Genomic DNA, 19434 nt, shown 5'->3' with positions numbered 1-19434 from the left:
CGGTGAAACACATCTCTACCTACGTCCGCCTGCCGCCGGGGCGACCTGCTGCGGGAGTCGTACGCGAGCTGCTGGACCTCGTGTTCAATCAGTATCGCTGGTTCCAACCGGTCAGCTACGGCCGCTTCGGCGACGAGGCAAGGCTGGTTCCTGGGCGCTCCGATTATCGTGATGTCCTGGCCTGCTACGACGAGTACCCAAAGATCACCATCAGCGCGCGACCCGAGGAGGACTACTTGATGCTCTTCCCGTCCACGCGGGACGAGTACCCTTTCGTTGGGAAGCTCATCTGGGCAGCCCCCCTGGCCGAAGCCGAGAATGCAAACTGGCGCAACGCTCACCTTCGTCAGGTCATGGAGGTCATGCGGTTGTTGGACTCTCCGCTGGCCTATGCCTGCTCGGACGAGGACAAGAGCCGCAAGAGTGAGCGGGTCATCCCCAGTCCTGATGGCGTCGGCAGCGAGCAGGCTTTCACCGTGCGAGACCCCAGCGAAGGACTTGCCGGGCTGTACTGGCGCAACTTCTTCGGCCCACCCTTCGTGCGCATGTTCGGAGAGCGTCTCCTGTCCCTGCCTCCGGACACCCGCCAGGAACTCGGGGATGGGCTCGTCCTGGTCCAGCCCTATGCGCTGCCCACGCAGGCGATGACGCCGGAAGGTGACGCCGCGGAGGAGCGCCTCATCACCGTGCTCGGACCCGAGTGCTTCTACGACCACCAGCAGCACCGCAAGCCCACGCGTGTCCCAGAACTCACCCCTCCCACGAAGTGAGCGCGCTCGCCTGCCCCGTCGTGACGGACTGGCCACTCCAAGGAGTGGGGGCCGTGCCCGTGGTGCGAATCAGGTGCCACGGGCTTTCTCCATGTCATGATGGGGCGCGTGAGAGCACTTTCCATATTGCTGTGGCTGACCGCTGGACACGCATTGGCGCAGGAAGGGACTGCGAGCCCTCCTGCCTCCGCTGAGGCTCCACCGCAGCCCAGGTCGGGAACAGACGCGCGCATGGAGCTGGGCCTGCAGGCGGGCTACGCATGGGGCACAGACGACGAAGCCCTCGTCCATGGAGGGCCAGGCGCCCGGCTCCATCTGCTCGCCCGGCTCGGCCCCTATCTCGCTCTCGGCCCGGAGGTGGCCCTGTACGCCCATGCGGGCTCCCGAATCCAGATCGGGCGGGAAGAGGTCGGCAGTCTCCAGAATGAGGCCCTCTTCCAGCTCGGGGGAGTGGTGCGCGCCGGGCTGGCCCTGGGCCCTGTCCGCCCCGCCATCGTGGGAGGACTTGCCTGGTACAGGGCCGAGAACAGCCGGCTTGGCTACTCCGTGGGGGTGGAGGTGGAACTGAACCTAGTGGACGGGCTGGCCCTGGTCGCCGACGCGCGCTACCACGACGACTTCGAAGACCGCCCCAACAACTATTTCCGGACGCTGGGACTGGGCACGCGCCTGTTCTGGTGAGCCTCGTTCGTCTCCCAGCTTCCCCGCGCAGGCGCGCCGTCTCGATGAGGGACTAATACTACTCGGTCACATGCATGACGACCCGCGAGGAGGCGCGCGAGCGTTGACCGGGCGCAGGCATAGAGGGCAGTGGCCGATGCGGCGAAGTCGCAGGAGTTGGAGCTGCCGCCGCACCTGGAGTAGGGACGAAAGGTGGTACTTCGTCGGGACGGCCTCGCCGCGCGGCCATTCCACCAGCAACCACACCTCTTCACCTGGCGGCTCGCGCCAGACGTGGTGCTCCGCCGTGTGCACCCGCACGGCTTCCCTGTCTCCAGCCCTACGAGTTGCCCACGCAGGCGATGACGCCGGAAGGTGACGCCGCGGAGGAGCGCCTCATCACCGTGCTTGGACCCGAGTGCTTCTACGACCACCAGCAGCACCGCAAGCCCACGCGCATCCCGGAACTCCGTCCCCACACTGTGCGGTAATTCCAGAGGTGCTGTGTGCCTTTGCGGCGCGCCATGACAGGACTTCCTCCGCTCGCGGTCGTACTGCCAATCCATTACTGCACAGCGAGAGCTACCTGAGTTCGATTTGAGAAGACCCAGGCTGTGCCACCCTTCGTCCCGCAGTGCATCGGGCTGTGAAAGCCCAAACGAAGGCGGGGATCATGAAGCGATTCCAATGGTACGTCATGGGAAGTGTCCTCACGGCCGGTCTCCTGGGCATTGCGCACGAGGCATCTGGCGAGGTTCCCGCAGCGGAGACTTCGATGAATTCCGCATGCAAGCCGAGCATGCTGAAGGGCAACTACATCTATGCGAATGATGGGTACATCGTGAGCGGGTCCGACCAGGTCCCCTTCGCACAGGCCGGCCATGATTTCTTCAAAGGGGACGGGACCCTTACCGGTGCGGCGACCATCAATACCAATGGTGTGGTGACGCGCATCGTCTACACTGGCACCTACACCGTCGCGCCCGACTGTAGCGGCACCGCGACGCTCCTCGACAACCTCGGAGGCACTGCGCACTTCGACTTCTTCGTCACGAAGAACGGGGCAGCCCTGGCCTACGTCCAGACCGACGCAGGCTACGTCACCGCCACCTTCGAGCTACGACGGGAATAGCACTACAGAGAAGGCCGGGCCCGAAGCAACCAGGCCCGGCCTTCATTCCGTGAGCGCGCCCACCGCGCTTCCTGAATCAAGCCCGCACCATGTCGAGAGGCTCACCCGGATGCGGGTGACCCCCTGCGTGCGGTGTCAGGGCCTCACTGCACCGAGAATCTCACCGTGTTGCTGGCGGCCGTCTCCGTGCCTGACGTGGCTGTAGCGGTGACGCTGTAGGTGCCACGCACGCGCGCCGTGTAGCTCCACGCCGCCTTGCCGGTGGTATCGGTGGACACCGTGCGCGTCTCGGTGAGCCCATCCGGCCGGCTGACACTGAAGCGCACGCTGGCCTGGGCCGCGAGTGTCCCGCGCGTCACCAGGGTGGTGAGCGGCACCACGCTGTTCCGCTTGTAGCTGGTGGCCGGCACGGACAGCACGGCCTTCAGCGGCGGGCGGGTGACGTCCACCGTGAAGGTGCCGCTGGTGGACGCGGCTCCCGGATGCGAGGCGAGCGCGCTGAGCGGGTATCTCGCGGCCATCGCCGTCTCCGGCGGAGTGACGGTGAGGCCCACCGAGCCGCTCGCGCCGGGCGCCAGCGTCAGCGCCGTCTGCGAGAAGCTGTGCGTCCACCCCGAGGGCACCGTGGCGCCCACCGTGAAGCTGCCCGCGGTGCACGCCCTGTTGTCGGTGTTCACCACCGTCAGGGTGACGGTGTGCGGCTTGCCCGCCTCCACCGTGCCAGCGGCGGGGCTGAAGCTCACAGTGGGCGCATGGCTCCGGCACACCACGCGCGCCTCCAGCTCCGCGCCGCCGACGAACGCTCCCGCGCGCAGCAGGCCCAGCTCGAAGTAGCGGGTGCCCATGCCCGCATTCACGGGCGCGGTGACCGTCAGCGTGGCGGTGGCCGTGGCTCCAGGCGCCACGGTGACAGACCGGGAGGAGAGGTCCGACGCCCAGGGGTCGGTGTTGACGAGGTCGAAGTCGAAGGTGGAGGAGCCGCACAGCTCCGCGTCGTGGTTGGTGATGGCCAGCGTGTAGCTCGCGGTGGCGCCGGGCTCGAAGTCCAGCGTCGAGGGCAGCGCGGTGAAGGTCGGCGCGGTGCGCACGCACGGGTTCACCGTCACGGTGGCCGTGTCGGTGGCCTCCACCGTGTAGCCGTCACGCAGCACCTGCACGTCCACGTCGTAGGTGCCCTGCGCGTCCGGGGGCACCGCCTTGTACATGGTGAACTCGAACGAGCCGCCGGCCTCGATGTCGAAGCCGAACGCGTCGTACTCCGTGAACCAGCCCTGGGGCAGCGTGGACGCGGGCTCGAAGTAGACCCAGCCGCAGGCGCGCGAGTCGCGGTTGATGACCGTCACCCCGAACGCGGCGGTGTCCCCCGCGGTGACGGTCTGTGACTGCCGGTCGAAGTACAGCTGGATGGGCTGCGTCTGGCACGGCGCAATCACGTCCAGCGTGTCCGTGCCGGTGACGCTCTCTCCGTCGCGCGTGACGGTGAAGTCCACCGTGTACGTGGCGTACGGCGTCGTCTCCGGCACCTGCTTTGAGAAGTAGAGGAAGCGCTGCTTCCCGGGCGCCAGGGTGACGCTGGCGGGGAGCTCCAGCGTCGGCCAGCCCGTGGGCAGCGCGGACTGGAAGGCGAACGTGGAGGTGGGGCAGCCCACCGAGTCGTTGTTGGTGAGGGTGAAGCCACTCTCCACCTGCCCACCCGGCACGGCGTACGTGTGCCAGGTGTCGAACGTCAGCGTGGGCGGCGTGCGCACGCACGGCACCGGCTCGTAGTGGACGCTCACGGTGACGCCCGCGGGCGTGGCGCCGTCCACCGTCAGCCGCACGTTGGTGTACGGGTCCGTCCACGTGCCGCCGGGGAGGAAGGCCGGGTCCTGCCAGGAGAACGTCTCCGGCGTGAAGTCCAGCAGGTGCGTGTGCGTGCCGGTGCTCGGCTCCTCGTAGTGGACGAGCGCGCCGCCGAACACCTGCGAGGGCAGCGTGCCGTCGTAGTCGCCCACCGCGCGGCGGGCCTCCAGCCACAGCCAGCCGTCGCCATGGAAGCCGCGGCGCACCTTCACCGCCTGGAGCCCGCTGCCCAGCGGCGCGGAGATGGGAGAAAGGGTGAAGGTGCCGTCCGTGCCGTCCACCGTGGCCACCGCGCCCGGCTCCAGCCACCCGAGCCGCACCTTGTGGGGCGCGGAGTAGTGGCCCAGGTTCCAGCTGCCCATGGTGGAGAACAGGTCTCCGTACTCGGTCAGCGCCCCCGTCTCGCCCACGGGGCCCAGGGGCTCCGCGCCGAAGTCCCGCGAGCTGGCGTGGTGCAGGGTGAGGTTGTGGCCGGCCTCGTGCGTCACGAGCTCCACGCCCTGGTCATGGTTGCCCATGTACTCGGCGCGCAGCCACGACGCGGAGGCGGTGATGGGGCCGTCCTGCGTGTTCTGCGTGACGCAGGACAGGGTGCCCAGGCCGCCGTAGTAGCAGCTCGTGCCGTCCGCCTCCGGGTGGACGATGAAGACCCGGTCATACTCGCGGAAGTCCACGTCCCCGTCGGCGGCGGCGATGGCGGCGATGCGCATGGCGTCCGACTCGTCGCACGAGTACCCGCGGTCCAGCGTGTACCAGCCCACCACGTCGCCACTGGCGCTGGTGCGGCCCTGGGACGCCTCGCTCCAGAAGCGCGTCAGCGAGCGCTGGGTGGTGGAGAAGAACTCCTCGCGCACCTGCTCCACGGTGAGCGCCTGCGGCTGCCCCGGGAAGGTGGCCAGGATGACGAGGGTGCGCTGGTCCCCCGTGGGACTGCACTCCGACGTGGCGGAGAGCGCCGAGCGCACCGGCACCCCCTCTGCCTCCCCGGCCGCCAGCCGCGCGCCCAGCTTCAGGCCGCGCACGCGCAGCCGCAGCCCGCTGTGCAGCCCTTCCGGCGCCGCGTCGGCGAAGCGCACCTGGAGCCGCTCACCGTCCACGCGGAGGAAGTGGTCCGTGCGCGCCACCGTCCTCCCGGGGCTGTCCGCGACGAGCACCTCCAATTCACCCTCGAACGCGCCGCGCGCCTCCAGGTGCTCGGCGGCGCCCGGCTGCTTCCGGAGCAGCCGCTCGCGCGCCGCCTCCGGCAGGGCCAGCGCGAGGGCGGCGCCCGCGTCCACGTCCATCAGCGCGGCCAGGGCCCGGGCGCGCTCGGCCAGCAGCGGCGTCACGTCTCCTTCGCGCCGCGAGGCCTCCCGGTGCAGTCGGGTGGTCAGTTGGGACACCTGCTCCTTCAGCGGCGCGACGTCGGAGCGCGAGGGCTCCGTCTTCACGGAGGCCGGCGCGGTGGGCGCGGACTCCTCCTGCGTGGCGCAGCCCAGGGCCACGGCCAGCGTGAGTACCAGCAGCTTGCGAAGCATTCCTTCTCCCGGATGAGCGGCGGCCCCCGCGCGGGCCTTCTGCACCAGGCTGCTGGATGTTTTCAACACCGCTCCAGCCCACGGGGGCACGAGGCCAGGAGACGTTGCGCGGAGTTGCCCCCGATGTCGCTCTCTCGTGTTACCAGTGACAGGTGCGTTCCACGTCCTGGCACCCGAGGTGTGCCGTGCTTCACCACCTGTCGCCGCCGTCCACTGCCGCACAGCCCCGCCCTTTCAGGCGGTGGCGGTCCGGAGCGTCCGTGTCCACCGTTCGTGGTACCGGATCGCGTGGGGTTCAGGGGTCGGACGCATGAAGACTCAGGCGTGGCGTGCACATGCGCGGTGGTGGGTGCTCGGCGTGCTGCTCGCCGTGGGCACGTCACATGCGGGACAGAAGCAGGTGGGCGGCGTCAACATGCCGGACTCGTTGACGTTGCAGGGGCGCACCATCGCCCTCGCGCATATGCAGTTGCAGAAGCGACTGTTCTTCAAGCTGTACGTCTGGAGCCTCTACCTGGAGGACCGGCCGCGCAGCGCGTCCGAGGCCATCGCCTCCAACTCCGTCAAGCGGCTCCACTTCCGCTTCCTGCGCAACATCAGCAAGGACCAGCTCGTGGGCAGCCTGCGCAATGGTCTCCAGAAGAACCCGGACCTGCGACAGGGGCCCATGGCCGACCACCTCCAGGTGATGCTGTCCTCGCTCAAGGACGTCCAGAAGGGCGAGGACCTGGTCATCACCTACATGCCCGGTGTCGGTCTGGAGGTCGCCGGGGGCGCCAGCGGAGGCGCCTTCATCCCCGGCAAGGGCTTCGCCGATGCCCTCTTCTCCGTGTGGCTCGACGCCCACCCAATCTTCCCCCGCTGACGCTGCCCCGCACGCCCTCCGTCCCGGGGAACGTTGGTGTTCAAATTAATGTAGAGGTTCTTCCTGACCCGGGCCCCTGCTGGGGGTAGGCTGGCGGCTCATTCACGGCTGTCGGGAGGACACGTACATATGCGGACATGGTTGGTTCTGGCTGCGCTCGTCGCGCTCTCCACGGGGTGCGTCTCGAAGGGGAAGTTCGAAGCGAAGACGCTGGAGGCGGAGCAGCTCGCGAAGGGCCTCAATGACGAGAAGGGCGCGCGCGAGGCCGCCGAGGCGAAGGTGAAGGCGCTGGAGGCGGAGCGGGACGCGCTCACCGCCCGGCTCACCACCGCCGAGTCGCGCCTGTCCGCGGGCGCCGCCGAGCGCCGGGGCCTGGAGGAGCAGAACGCGCAGCTCAAGGCCCTCAATGACGAGCTGGCGCGCAACACCAAGCAGCTGGCCCAGGCGAAGGCGGAGCTGGAGAAGAAGAGCTCCGAGTACGAGAACCTCGCCCAGAGCCTCAAGCAGGAGATTTCCGAAGGGAAGATTCAGCTGTCCGAGCTGAAGGGGAAGATGACGGTCCAGCTCAAGGACAAGATTCTCTTCGCCTCCGGCTCGGCGCGTGTGGGCAAGGAGGGCGAGGAGGCGCTGGCGAAGATCGCCGACGCGCTCAAGACGGTGCAGGGCAAAATCATCCGCGTGGAGGGCCACACGGACGACGTGCCCACCAGTGGCGCCCAGTTCGCCTCCAACTGGGAGCTGAGCCTGGCGCGCGCCATGGCCGTGGTGCACAGCCTCCAGAACGCAGGCGTGGACCCCATGACGCTGTCCGCGGCGGGCTACGGCCAGTACCAGCCCATCGCCGCGAATGATTCTCCGGAGAATCGTTCGCTCAACCGGCGAATCGAAATCGTGCTCGCGCCGAAGTAACACCCAAATCGCAGGGACGTATATGAGGGGCTCGGCACTTCCCCGCCCCCCATGAAAACACTCTCCCTCGTCCTCTGCCTCCTCGCCGCCGGAGCCCGGGCCCAGTCACCGCAGGCTCCGGAAGACGCCGGCACCTCCGATGCCGGCGCTCCCACGGGCGTGCTGACGAAGCCGCCCGCCCTCCTGCGCCAGGTGGAGGCGGCCTATCCGCCGGACGCCGCCGCCCAGCAGCTGGAGGGCACGGTGGTGATGTTCATCGACATCTCGGAGACGGGCGCCGTCACGAATGTCGAGGTGACGCAGCCCGCCGGCCACGGCTTCGACGAGGCGGCGGTGGAGGCGGTGAAGCAGTTCCAGTTCGAGCCCGCCGAGGTGGACAACGTCCCCGCCCCGGTGCGCATCCAGTACGCGTACCAGTTCGTCTTCCGCCCGGCCCCGCCTCCCGTGGACACCGACGGCGGCGCCGTGGAGCCCGAGGGCCCGGTGAACTTCAGCGGGCAGGCGCTGGAGCGCGGCACGCGCAAGCCGCTCAACGGCGCGGAGGTGGTGCTGCCGGAGCTGGACCTGTCCACCGTCGCGGACGGGGAGGGGCGCTTCTCCTTCCGGGGCGTCCCCGTGGGCACGCACGAGGTGCTGGTGGTGCTGGGCGGGTATGACCGCTTCCGCACCACCGAGAAGATTTCCGAGGGCCAGGAGACGCGCGCCACGTACTACGTGCGCAAGCGCATCTTCAGCCAGTACGAGACGGTGGTGCGCAGCGACCGCGAGCGCAAGGAGGTGACGCAGACCTCCATCCAGGTGGCCGAGGTGCAGCGCATCCCCGGCACGCAGGGCGACACGCTGAAGGTGGTGCAGAACCTGCCCGGCGTGGCGCGCCCCGCCTTCAACGGCGGCCAGCTCATCATCCGTGGCTCCAGCCCGCAGGAGTCCGGCGTCTTCCTGGACGGCCAGCGGATTCCGCTGCTGTACCACTTCGGCGGGCTCACCTCCGTCTACAACTCGGAGCTGCTGGCGGCGGTGGACTACCTGCCCGGCAACTTCTCCGCGTACTACGGCGACCTCACCGGCGGCGTCATCAACGTGCGCAGCCGCGAGCCGCGCACGGACCGCTTCCACGCCACCGTGGGCGTCAGCCTCATCGAGTCCAACGCGGTGATTGAAGGGCCGATAACCGACACGCTGAGCTTCGTGGTGGGCGGCCGGCGCTCGTACATCGACGTGGTGCTGGGGCTGGTGCCGGAGGGCGACAACGGGCCCAGCCTCCAGGTGGCGCCGCGCTACTACGACGCGCAGGCCAAGCTGGTGTGGAAGCCCCTGCCGCGGCACACCTTCTCGCTGCAGGGGCTCACCTCGCGCGACAGGCTGGGCCTGGTGTTCGACCGGCCGGCGGACAATGACCCCACCGTCAACGGCAACCTGGACGTCACCACGGGCTTCAACCAGCTCCGGCTGCGCCACCAGTACCGCGGGGACGCCCTCACGCTGGACACGCAGGCGCTGGTGGGCAACACGCTCCTCGAGTTCGCCATCGGCGAGCGCGGCCTGCGCATCGCCTCCACGGACGTGAATCTGCGCTCCACCGCCGAGTACGCCTTCAGCGACGCCTTCACGTGGGCGGGCGGCATCGACGTGGTGAGCAACTTCGCGCACGTCACCGCGCGCATCCAGTCTCCGCCCCGCGAGGGCGAGCCGCCCACCCCCACCGTCACGGACGAGCTGCTCGTCACGGACTCGGACTTCCTCCAGTACTTCCCCTCGCTGTGGACGGAGGTGCGCTGGCGCCCCATCAAGGACCTGCTGGTGGTGCCGGGCCTGCGCAGCGAGAGCTACGTCTTCACGGACCAGGAGAGCCCGAGCCGCACGCTCAACCCGCGCCTCGCCGTGCGGTACGCGCTCACGGAGAAGGTGTCGCTCAAGGGCGGCGCGGGCGTCTACCACGGCCCTCCCATCCAGGACGAGCCGAGCGTGTCCTTCGGCAATCCGGACCTGCAGGCGAAGCGCTCGCTCCAGTACGGCCTGGGTGCGGAGTGGCAGCCCCGGCCGGAGTGGTTCATCAGCGGCGAGGTCTTCTACAACGACCTGGATGACCTCATCGTCCGCTCGAACGCCACCGTGGAGCGTGACGGCGAGCAGGTGCCGGAGCGGCTGCGGAACGGCGGAGTGGGCCGCATCTACGGCCTGGAGGTGCTGGTGCGCCGCTCGCTGACGGACCGGCTCTTCGGGTGGATTTCCTACACGCTCAGCCGCAGCGAGCGCCGCGACACGCCGGACTCGGCGTGGCGCCTCTTCGACAATGACCAGACGCACGTGCTGACGGCGATTGCGTCCTACAAGCTGCCGGCGGGCTGGGAGGTGGGCGCGCGGCTGCGCTTCGCCTCGGGCAACCCCACCACGCCCGTCATCGGCTCGGTGCGCGACGACGGGACGGACGTCTTCATCCCCCTCTACGCGGCGGTGAACTCGAGTCGGCTGCCGTCCTTCAACCAGCTGGACATCCGCGTGGACAAGAACTTCGTCTTCGAGAAGTGGACCCTGGACGTCTACCTGGACCTGACGAACGCCTACAACAACCCGGCGGTGGAAGGCATCGCCTACAACTACAACTACTCCGAGAGCGCGTTCTTCGAGGGGCTGCCCATCCTCCCGATTCTCGGCGCCAAGGGGAGCTTCTGAGCATGCGCCCGCACGTCCTCGTCCTCCTGGCCGCGCTGCTGGCCGCCTGTGGCCCCGACTTCGAGCTGCAGAGCGAAATCCGCCGCGTGCGCGTGCTCGCGATTCAAGCCGAGCCCGCCGAGTTGCTGCTGGACCCCAATGGCACCACGCCCCCGAGCCCGGTGACGTTCAACGCGCTGGCCGTGGCGTCCGATGGCCGGCCCGTCACCGTCAGCTATGCGCTGTGCCGCTTCAGCGGCAACCCCTACGACGGCCGCTGCCCCGGGGAGAATGGCGTCGCGCTGCCGGACGGCGTGCTGTCGCTCCTGGACCCCAACGTGCAGGCGGTGCTGGCCGAGGCCCTCCAGGCGCAGAACCCCGGGGGTGAGACACCGGACCCGAATGACCCGGAGCTGCTCGCTGCGCTGGAGGCGGGCATCCCCCTCTTCGTGGGCTACGAGGCCACGGACGGCACCGGCACCCCCGAGGGCACCGAGCGCGGCGTGCGCCGCGTGACGCTGCGGGCCGCGGCCGTGCCCAACCAGAACCCGGCCGTGGCGGACATCCTCTGGGAGGGCGCGTCGCTGGCGGGCCCGCTGCCCGTGGGCCGCGAGGTGACGTTCCAGCCGGTGCTCGGAGAGGGCAGCGCCGAGGCGTACGAGACGGAAGACGGCCCGGCGACGGAGCAGGTCTTCTACAGCTGGTTCGCCACCGGCGACGGCGAGGTGAAGGAGTTCCGCTCGCTGGAGCCGGTGGACGACAGGCCCGGAGACCCGACGTCGAAGTACGAGACGCCGGCCACGCCCCAGCGCATCACCTTCTGGGTGGTGGCGCGCGACGGGCGTGGCGGGGTGGGGTGGCTGAGCCGCACGGTGGACGTGGGCCCGTGACGTCGCGTGCGTGAGCCGGGAGCAGCTCCCGGCTCGGGGGCGTGAGGCGGGCCGTACGCTCGCCGCTCCTCAGGACGTCAGGTGGGCCGCCGCGCGCCCGAGGCCCTCGGCCACGGAGGTGAACGCATCCGCGGTGCGCACGCGGTCCTCGCCGAAGCGGCGCACGTAGAGCTGACGCACCGCGGGAATCTGCGAGGAGCCGCCGGTGAGGAACACCGCGTCGATGTCCTTCGCCTCGGAATGGCGGGCGAGCAGCCCGTCCGTGCACTGCGCCAGCTCATCGAGCAGGGGCTTGCTGAAGGCCTCGAACTCGGCGCGGGTGATGGGCTCGTGGAGCTGGATGCGGGCCTCCTCGAAGTCCACGGTGGCCTGCTCGTCACGGGACAGGCGCACCTTGGCCGCTTCAATCGCGCGGAAGAGCCGGTAGCCCAGGTTGTCCATGACGAGGTCATAGAGGGCCTGGATTTCCACCTTCTTGTCGCTGGTCTCCAGCATGGTCTCCAGCAGCTCCTGGGTGGACTTCTCGCGGATGAAGGACATCTCGTGCCAGGTGAGCAGCTTGGCCATGACGTGCTGGGGGATGGGCATCCGCTTGTCGCTGATGCCGCGCAGCCGGTACGAGGAGCCGGCACCGAAGCGGGGCAGCAGCTTGTGGCGCATGATTTCGGCGTCGAAGCGGTCACCGCCGATGCGCACGCCGGTGGAGCCCACCACGTCCGGGCGCCTGTCGGGGTTGCCCCGGCGCGAGGGCCCCAGGCGCATGAGGGTGAGGTCGGTGGTGCCGGCGCCGAAGTCCGCCACGAGGACGAGCTCGTCGCGGGTGAGCTGGGCCTCGTAGGCGAGCGCGGCGGCGATGGGCTCGATGAGGAACTGGACCTTCTGGAAGCCGGCGAGCTCGGCGGCGCGGAGCAGGCGCTGCTGGGCGAGGGCGTCCGCCTCCGGGTCCGGGGTGAAGACGGCGGGGCGGCCGAGGATGACGGCGTCCGGAGGTCCGCCCATCTGCGTGCCGGCGGCGTCGCGCACGCGGCGCAGGAGGACGGCGACCAGCTCTTCAATCGTGTAGGTGCGCCCCTTCACCTGGGTGGCGCGGAAGGAGTTGGAGTGGAGGAAGGACTTCACGGACTGGATGAAGCGTCCGGTGTTGTCCTCCAGGTAGCGCTGGATGGCGTCGGCGCCCGCGTAGATGGTCTGCTCGTCGTCCGGGAAGAAGAGGACGGAGCGGAACAGGCGCGGCTCCTGGGTGTGGGGCTGCAGGGGCAGCACCGTGCCGTCGGGCAGCGCCGCGGCGGTGTTGCTGGTTCCGAAGTCGAGTCCGCAGGCACGCATGGGGGTGCGCCCCTTATCTCCAAAGTCCCTTCAAGGGTAGGGCCTCGTGAGGAGGCCGCCTGTCGGTGGCCGGGCGAGGCAGCGGGCGCCCGTCGTGGATGCGGGTTGGTTCCACGGGAGGTCTCTCCATCTTTTTGCTGTCACTTTCACGACAGGAGACATCCATGAAATTCCGCGCGGGGTGGTTGATGGCAGGGGCGGCGGCGCTGGTGCTGGGAACGGGCTGTGAGGAACGGAGCCGCACGAGTACTCCGGAGCAATCAGGCGAGCAGGCGTCGGCGAGCGGCCAGGTGGAGCAGGCGCAGGAGCGCTCGGAGGGCGCCTTCGACAAGGCGCGCGATTCGCAGGAGGAGGCCAGCGAGCAGCAGAAGGAGGCCGCCAGCGCCCAGCAGGAGCTCCAGGAGAAGCAGCAGGAGCTCCAGGAGGCCCAGGCGCGCGCGGGCCAGGAGTCGCAGCAGGCACAGCAGGCGCAGCAGTCGGCCCAGCAGCAGACGCAGTCGGCCCAGCAGGAGGCCCAGCAGGCCCAGGCCAGCGCGGTGGAGGCCCAGAAGAAGCAGCAGGAGGAGCTGTCCGCGCAGAACCAGCAGATGCAGCAGCAGGCGAAGCAGCAGTCCGAGCAGCTCCGCGAGCAGGCGCAGCAGCCGGTGGCGGTGGCGCCCGCGCCGCAGCAGCCGGCCGAGCCCGCGCAGCAGCCGCCGGCCCAGGCGCAGGCAACGCCGGCTCCGGGCACCGAGCAGCAGCCGGCCCAGGCGCAGGCAGCTCCGGCGCCGGGTTCCGAGCAGCAGATTGTCGGTGAGGTGTTGACGTCGAGCGAGCAGGAGGTGCTGCTCAGCTCACGCGGTGAGCCCCAGCTCCGGCTGCAGATTGGTCCCCAGACGCAGGTGACGGTGGACGGGCGCCAGGCGAGCGCGGCGGACATCGAGGAGGGCAGCCAGGTGCGCGCCTCCTACCGCACGGACCAGGGCAGCGGTGAGCCTCAGGCGGTGAAGATCGAGGCCACGTCGCAGGTGAAGCCCACCGCGCCGGCCGCGCCGGAGAGCGGCGAGTCCTCGCCGGGCGCGCAGCCCTCGCCGCAGCAGTAGCGTCTGTTCCACCTGCGCCCCGTCTGGACCCTACCGATTCAAGGCGAGGCGCAGTCGCATTGTTCGCCGTGCAGCGGAAGACAGGCTGGAAGGAACAACCCAGGCACTACTCGTAGGCGTACGTTCGGCTGAGTGCCTCGGTCAGTTCCTCGTCCTGGGAAAGTTCCTGGACCACGGCGGCGAAGGACTTGCCAGCGTCGTGGACTGCTCTTGCAGGGAAGCCCTGAGAGGCGAGCTCAAGGTTGTGCTTCGCTCCCAGACAAACCTTTTTCTTGGGCTCCAGTACTTCGTCCAGTGCTGTCCGGTCCTGTTCCCACGCATTGAAGCGCTCGACGTCAGTGTTCCTGTAGTGCTCCGCGCACAGCCGGACCGCCTCCCGGGTGTTCTGGAAGAGCCACGCCTCCATGCTGTAGAACGGGACCACCTGCTTGAGCCGCGTCATGCGCTGGTTCGCGCGCGCCTCGCGCTCGCTGGGCGTTGTGGGATTGGCAGTCTGCTTCTCGCGCTGCTCCAACTCCATCAAGATGCGCAGCCTGACCTTCTCCCAGACCAGGGGCCGGAACTTCTGCACGTTCTCGCTGGACGAACGGTCCGCCCAGGTGCGGTCTCCATCGACGTGGAACAGGGCCCAGCCGTTCTCCAGCATGAGCTGCGTCGCGATGGTGCCGATCAGCGTCACCTGCTTCTGCCTGTCGCGAGCAGCGCGGCTCTTCCAGATACTCCCATTGAGCGCCTGGAGAGCCTCCGTGCTTCGTAGCGGCTCGAAGGCGAGTCGCTCCGGATGAGTGTTGATGTACTCATCCACTTGCTTCAGCAATTCTCTGGCGACCCGCTTGAAGGTGTCGAAAGCATCGTCGCCGGAGTCCTCCGTCACCAGGAGCACTGATAGGTCGGGACGTCTGCTGCTCACCATAGCCCCCGGGTGTGGAGGATCTCGCTGACGTGCTGAATGCCCACCTGGTAGGCATCGAAGAACCCCTGAGCGTCTTCCTGGGTCATGTTCTCCCAGTAGAGTTGCTCGCGTTCGCCAACCGGCTCCGTGCGGCACAGGACGAAGGAGGAGAGAACCTCGTCGACCGACTCGAAGTGGAGGTAGTCGAGCAGCAGGGGGTTCTGACTGGTCAGGAAGGCCTGCCGTCCTTCGAGGTCATCCATGCAGGCTTCAATCCATTCGTGGTGCATGCCGTTGACCAGTTCGTCGGCGACCACCGCCGTGGGACTGCAGGCGAGATAGTAGTAGAAGGCGAGCAGCCGCTTCTGCCCGTAACTGAGTAGTTGGTGATTTATGATGGAGCGATCTCGACGGGTAAAGTCGAATCGAATGTTGCCGAACTCAATGCTCTCGGTAGGCTCTGTAATGAACGCGGTGCGCTGGATGCGGATCTTGGCTGCCATAAAGCCGAGGAGTTGCACCGCCTTGGAAAGGAATTCCGCATCCTCGTCGCTTGACTGAATTTGTATTTCATCTACATTTTGATTTAATTGAAGTTGTCGATTGATTTCCTGCTGTACGGAGGAAGGCCCCCCCAGACGAGCAATGGCGTAGTGCTCTCCATTAGGGAACTTCATCGTCACGAAGGCACTTTCGTGCATTGTGATGTGGCCTAGGTAATCAAGGGACTCATCGAATCTTAATAGGAAGGGATTCTGATGGGATGACGCTATTATGCCTGTTATTGTTTCAGTGTCTTTGTTGTGGAGTATGCCTAATTGGTATATTGCGGAAATAATGTTGATTACGGCTGTGTCGTCAATGATTTGTTTTTCGTAGTCGTGGGTGCCTGCTGTCTCGTTTGTGTTTTTTAGTGTTAGTTGTGAGTTTTTGAATTCTGCGATGTGTGTCGATTTGAGGCCAGCGCCGGTTATTGTGATGTCGCCCGATGTCTCATAGCTCTTGTTGGAGCGCAGCATTGTGCCGGCTATCAGTCCCCCTGGTGCTGCTTGATCAGCGACAGCGGATTTGCGAAGGGAATAGCGCGGTTCATTGTGTAGCCGAACAGCAATGTGTCCATCCGGTAGCTGAAGGTCATACTCGATGGAGAACTGCTCGCTGAGGTACGGTGTAAAATCCCACCGCAGCAGAGCGACGACGAGATTCAGCAGCGTAGTCTTCCCCGTGCCATTCTTACCCAGCAGGACATTCAGAGAGTCGCGGAAGCGCAGCTCCGTTCCCGGTGCGACGTTCCGGAATTTCAGAATCTTGAGCCGCTTCAGCTTCACCATGGCAGGCATCCAGCGCAGATGGAGGAAAGTCCCGCCGGCCCGAAGGTGGCGAGGGGTGCACCTACACACGTACCTTACCGCGCGAGCCGCATCGGTCTAGCGGTCATGTCCTGGGGAGCTGCCCCATTCGCGTCACGCGAGCATCCGGCGCAGGCGCCGGGGAATCCCCGGACCCCGTGCCGAAGCAGCGCGGCGGAGTCCGGGGAGGCTCCTCCTGGCCGCTACGGCGACATCGTGAAGGTCTTCACGTGCGTCTGGCCGTTGAACGTCACCTCGAAGCGCCAGGTGCCCGAGGGGCCCGTGGGCGCGAAGCTCGTCCAGTACCAGTACCACCACGACGACGAGTAGTGCGCCGCCGGGCTGTTGTGCGTCCACGTGGAGAAGACGGTGCCGTTGGGCCGGATGATGCGGTACTGCCCCTGCTGGGTGTTGAGCTGGTCCCGGAAGTACGCGGTGAAGTAGACGGGCTCCCCGTAGCGAAACGCGGTCTTCTCGTTGCTCGTCTCCACGTTCGGACAGCTGGGGAAGACGGCCGGTGCGCCGCCCGTGGTCAGCTTGTTGATGGCCGAGTCGTAGTAGGGCCGCTGTGCCTGCCACCACGAGTTGGGGTTCAGCGAGTTGCACGCGCCCTGGAACGGGTCATTCAGCCTGCCGGTGGAGTCGTAGACCTCCAGGTGCAGGTGCGGCCCGGTGGAGTTGCCGGAGCTGCCCACCACGCCCAGGTACTCGCCCTGCGCCACGGCGGCGCCCACGGCCTTGGTGGTGACTGAGCCGTTCTTCAGGTGCCCGTACCAGGCAATGGAGCCATCCGCGTGGCGGACGTAGACGGCGTTCCAGTTGCCGCTGTTGAAGGCGCAGTTGCGGTCGTAGTTGCCGTCCGAGCGGTAGGCGATGGTGCCCGGCGCGCCGGCAATCACCTGCACCTGGTTGTTGTTCATCTTCTGCCAGGAGAACGGCCACGTGTAGATGTCCACCCCCATGTGGTTGTAGCCGCTGGAGGTGTCGTACGAGCGGACGCCGCAGTTGTAGTCACGGATGAAGCCCGTGTAGCTGGCGTTGTGGTCCACGAAGTTGGAGATGCCGTGGTAGCCCGGGTCGGTGATGCCATTGGCGCGCAGCGGCCACGCGAGGGTGGCGTTGGCCAGCGAGTTGGGCGGGGCCAGCCGGCCCTCCTGCTCCAGCGTGCGGAGGTTGCGGTGGATGTTGTCCCAGACGTCCCGGCGCTGGCTCTCCGTGAGGTGCTCGTAGAGCTCGCGGTGGACGTACTCGCCACCGCCCTTGCCTTCGGGCGGATTCGCGGCGGCGAAGCCACCGTCGTTGGCGCTGGCCAGCGGCGCCAGGCCCAGCGAGGAGAAGAGGCACAGCAGACGCAAGGGAGTCGAGGCCGCGACGCGGCGGGCAGGGGTGTGGGGCATTCGTGCAGGTCCGGGTGTGACGAGACGTGGGACGGCACGGGCCACGGGCCGGCGCTCCGGCCCGCTCCCGCGGCGGCCATGCTACCCATCAGACCTGCAAAACATGAAATGTAGGACAGCTATGCGGGCGGGCGGTATTCGTACGGCGGCACCGTGGCCCGCTCACGCGAGCAGCCGGCGCAGGCGCCGGGGAATCTCCTCGGCGTTCCAGCGCTGGAGCTCGCGGGCAATCTCCGCCGCCCGCTTCGTGCGCTCGTCCCGGACGAGGGTGAGCAGGGCCCGCGCGGCCTTGCGCTCGCGGGGGGCGCTCTCCGCGGCCAGTTGCTCGAAGAGCTCCAGCCGCACGTCCGCGTCGTGCAGCTCGCCCAGCCCGTCCTGCAGCGGCACGAGCACCTCCAGCAGCGCGTCCATGGTGCGGCGGAAGGCGGGCTGGAAGATTTCGAGCTCGTAGCGCAGCTTCTTCACGTCCTTGCGCAGCGCATGGGCGGACTCCGCGTCCGCCGCGTCCATGTACGTGTCCATCCGCCTGGCGACGCGGCTCAGGCGCTTTCGCAGCTGGGCACGGACACGTCGGCCGCCGAAGCGGTGCTCGTCCTCCAGCGTGTCCATGCGCTTCAGCAGCCGGGGCACGGTGCGCTTCACCCAGCGCTCCAGCTCCGCATGCAGCCGACCCTCCCGGGCGTCCAGGTGGGCCAGCCGCGCGTCGCGCAGCGCGGTGATGCCGGCGCGCGTGCCGGGCTTCGCCTTCTCCACCTTGCCGGCCGCGCCCTCCAGCCACGCCGCCTGCACGTGCAGGTCTCTCACGTCGCCCAGCGCGTCCTGGATGCGCTTCAGCTGCTGCTCCAGCTTCTTCCCCAGCCCGCCGATGGGACGGAACACCTGGAGGGCCGCGCGCAGGCGGCGGATGGCCACGCGCATGTCGTGGACGGACTCGTCGTCGACGCCGTCCTGCAAGCTCGCCTCCGGCTTGCGCACGTCCGCGAGCCGGCCCGCGAGGATGCGCCGGGCGGCATGTCCCAGGCGCGTGTCGGGGCCCAGGCCCCGGATGGGGGTAGGTTGAGCCACTCAGCCCTCCGTGAGGGGGTACTGGCGCAGCATCCGCTCCGCGCCCTCGGGGCCCTCCCAGCCGAGGATGCGCGCGTCCTTGTCCTCGAAGTGCACGGCGGCGAGGAAGAAGTGCTCCAGCTCGTCCCGCTCACGCTTGGACAGTTGCTGGACGCTCTGCAGATGCTCGGCGCGGTAGGAGGAGACAGGGACGGCGAGGATGCGGTCATTGCGCTCGCGGTCTCCCGGCTTGCCCGTGCGCTTCTTCTGGTCCACCTGGAGCACGCCGAGCGCGCGGCAGGGCAGCACCACGCCGGGCCAGGTGGTGTCGTCCCAGTACACCATGGCGTCCAGCGGGTCCCCGTCCGGCCCCTTCGTGGAGGGGATGAAGCCCCAGTCGAACGGGTAGCGCAGCCCGCGTGTCAGCGGCCGGGAGATGGAGAAGGCCTTCAGCGCCGCGTCGTACTTCAGCTTCACCGTCGAGCCGCGGGGCGACTCGACGACGACGTGGAAGGCGCCATTCTGCCCGCGCAGGGGTATGCGAGTGAGGTCCGTCGTCATGTCTACCAACCAGGGCCAGAGGTCTCCAGGGTGGGGCCGGCGCCCACGAGGCTCCGCGTGGCGCGCGCCGCGGCCAGCCCGCCCAGCGTGTACCAGGCGACGGTGAGCAGCGACGTGGAGGCCCGTGCGCGGCGGAGGCCCCGGCCCAGGCCCAGGTACGGCGGCAGCACCACCGCGCCCACGCCCGCGAGCAGCCCCAGCACCGCGCCGCGCAGGTAGGGCCGCTTCGGCCGGCCCAGGGCCACCAGCGAGTAGAAGAGGCTGTTGGACAGCAAATCTCCCGCGAGGGTCTGCCGGTGCAGGCGGCTGCCGAACGCGGGCTTGCCGCCGAACCAGCGGACGCCCTTCTCGAGGGCACGCTTGCCCAGCACATCCATCCGGGGTGGGTGCGCCAGCACGCGGCGGGCGCCCTCGTGCACGAGCGTCAGCGACGTGGCGCCCACGAGCCCGGGGCCCAGGGCTCGCAGCAGCAGGCGAGGTTGTGAGGAGACGGGCGGTTCCATCATGCCCCTCAAGCTACGCACCGGCTTCCGAGCCCCCGGCCGC

Annotated in this window: 16 protein-coding genes; 8 read left to right on the top strand and 8 right to left on the bottom strand. The window is 68.3% G+C overall.

Features of this window, described 5'->3' with window-relative positions; all coding sequences use genetic code 11:
* Positions 1-2: 2 nt before the first annotated feature.
* From G4D85_RS05575 to G4D85_RS05565, 3 genes are all read left to right on the top strand, one after another.
* Complete coding sequence (locus G4D85_RS05575; RefSeq protein ID WP_164008583.1) at positions 3-770, top strand: hypothetical protein; 768 nt, start codon at positions 3-5, stop codon at positions 768-770.
* Between the two features lie 96 nt (positions 771-866).
* Positions 867-1451 carry an outer membrane beta-barrel protein gene (locus G4D85_RS05570; protein ID WP_338052866.1) on the top strand — a complete coding sequence of 195 codons (585 nt, stop codon included), beginning with the start codon at positions 867-869 and terminating at the stop codon, positions 1449-1451.
* Between the two features lie 652 nt (positions 1452-2103).
* On the top strand, positions 2104-2562 hold the full coding sequence (locus G4D85_RS05565; protein WP_164008580.1) for a hypothetical protein: 459 nt from the start codon (positions 2104-2106) through the stop codon (positions 2560-2562).
* A 143-nt stretch (positions 2563-2705) separates the two neighbouring features.
* Here the strand turns inward: G4D85_RS05565 and G4D85_RS05560 are convergent, their stop codons facing one another.
* Entirely contained in the window at positions 2706-5921 is a 3216-nt protein-coding gene (locus tag G4D85_RS05560) for an NEW3 domain-containing protein (RefSeq protein ID WP_164008578.1), read from the bottom strand.
* A 310-nt stretch (positions 5922-6231) separates the two neighbouring features.
* Between G4D85_RS05560 and G4D85_RS05555 the strand changes: the two genes are divergently transcribed.
* The 4 genes from G4D85_RS05555 (at position 6232) to G4D85_RS05540 (ending at position 11237) form a co-directional block, all read left to right on the top strand.
* Positions 6232-6786, top strand: coding sequence for a chalcone isomerase family protein (locus G4D85_RS05555; protein ID WP_164008576.1), 555 nt, complete (start codon positions 6232-6234; stop codon positions 6784-6786).
* Between the two features lie 129 nt (positions 6787-6915).
* Entirely contained in the window at positions 6916-7695 is a 780-nt protein-coding gene (locus G4D85_RS05550) for an OmpA/MotB family protein (protein ID WP_164008574.1), read from the top strand.
* Positions 7696-7746: 51 nt separating this feature from the next.
* Positions 7747-10368, top strand: coding sequence for a TonB-dependent receptor domain-containing protein (locus G4D85_RS05545; RefSeq protein WP_164008572.1), 2622 nt, complete (start codon positions 7747-7749; stop codon positions 10366-10368).
* A gap of 2 nt (positions 10369-10370) precedes the next feature.
* On the top strand, positions 10371-11237 hold the full coding sequence (locus G4D85_RS05540; RefSeq protein WP_164008570.1) for a hypothetical protein: 867 nt from the start codon (positions 10371-10373) through the stop codon (positions 11235-11237).
* A 69-nt stretch (positions 11238-11306) separates the two neighbouring features.
* Here G4D85_RS05540 and G4D85_RS05535 read toward each other — a convergent pair whose 3' ends face one another.
* Positions 11307-12563: an Hsp70 family protein gene (locus G4D85_RS05535; RefSeq protein ID WP_164008568.1), complete on the bottom strand. Its 1257-nt coding sequence runs from the start codon at positions 12561-12563 to the stop codon at positions 11307-11309.
* A 164-nt stretch (positions 12564-12727) separates the two neighbouring features.
* Between G4D85_RS05535 and G4D85_RS05530 the strand changes: the two genes are divergently transcribed.
* Positions 12728-13645, top strand: coding sequence for a hypothetical protein (locus G4D85_RS05530; RefSeq protein ID WP_164008566.1), 918 nt, complete (start codon positions 12728-12730; stop codon positions 13643-13645).
* A gap of 106 nt (positions 13646-13751) precedes the next feature.
* On the opposite strand, the gene G4D85_RS05525 is transcribed toward G4D85_RS05530, so the two are convergent.
* The 6 genes from G4D85_RS05525 to G4D85_RS05500 form a co-directional block, all read right to left on the bottom strand.
* A complete protein-coding gene (locus G4D85_RS05525; protein WP_164008564.1) occupies positions 13752-14519 on the bottom strand; it encodes a hypothetical protein in 768 nt (255 codons plus the stop codon).
* Between the two features lie 32 nt (positions 14520-14551).
* On the bottom strand, positions 14552-15868 hold the full coding sequence (locus G4D85_RS05520) for an AAA family ATPase (protein WP_164008562.1): 1317 nt from the start codon (positions 15866-15868) through the stop codon (positions 14552-14554).
* Between the two features lie 221 nt (positions 15869-16089).
* Entirely contained in the window at positions 16090-17283 is a 1194-nt protein-coding gene (locus G4D85_RS05515; protein ID WP_164008560.1) for a M23 family metallopeptidase, read from the bottom strand.
* 162 nt (positions 17284-17445) lie between these two features.
* Positions 17446-18348 (bottom strand): CHAD domain-containing protein, encoded by a 903-nt coding sequence (locus tag G4D85_RS05510; protein WP_164008558.1) that lies wholly within the window; start codon positions 18346-18348, stop codon positions 17446-17448.
* Positions 18349-18888, bottom strand: coding sequence for an inorganic diphosphatase (locus G4D85_RS05505; RefSeq protein WP_164008556.1), 540 nt, complete (start codon positions 18886-18888; stop codon positions 18349-18351).
* 2 nt (positions 18889-18890) lie between these two features.
* Complete coding sequence (locus G4D85_RS05500) at positions 18891-19394, bottom strand: hypothetical protein (RefSeq protein ID WP_164008554.1); 504 nt, start codon at positions 19392-19394, stop codon at positions 18891-18893.
* Positions 19395-19434: the final 40 nt, after the last annotated feature.

The sequence above is a fragment of the Pyxidicoccus trucidator genome (assembly GCF_010894435.1).
GTDB classification, from domain to species: Bacteria; Myxococcota; Myxococcia; order Myxococcales; family Myxococcaceae; genus Myxococcus; species Myxococcus trucidator.
Note: the sequence above shows the minus strand (reverse complement) of the source record. Positions and strands in the feature narration are given on the sequence as shown.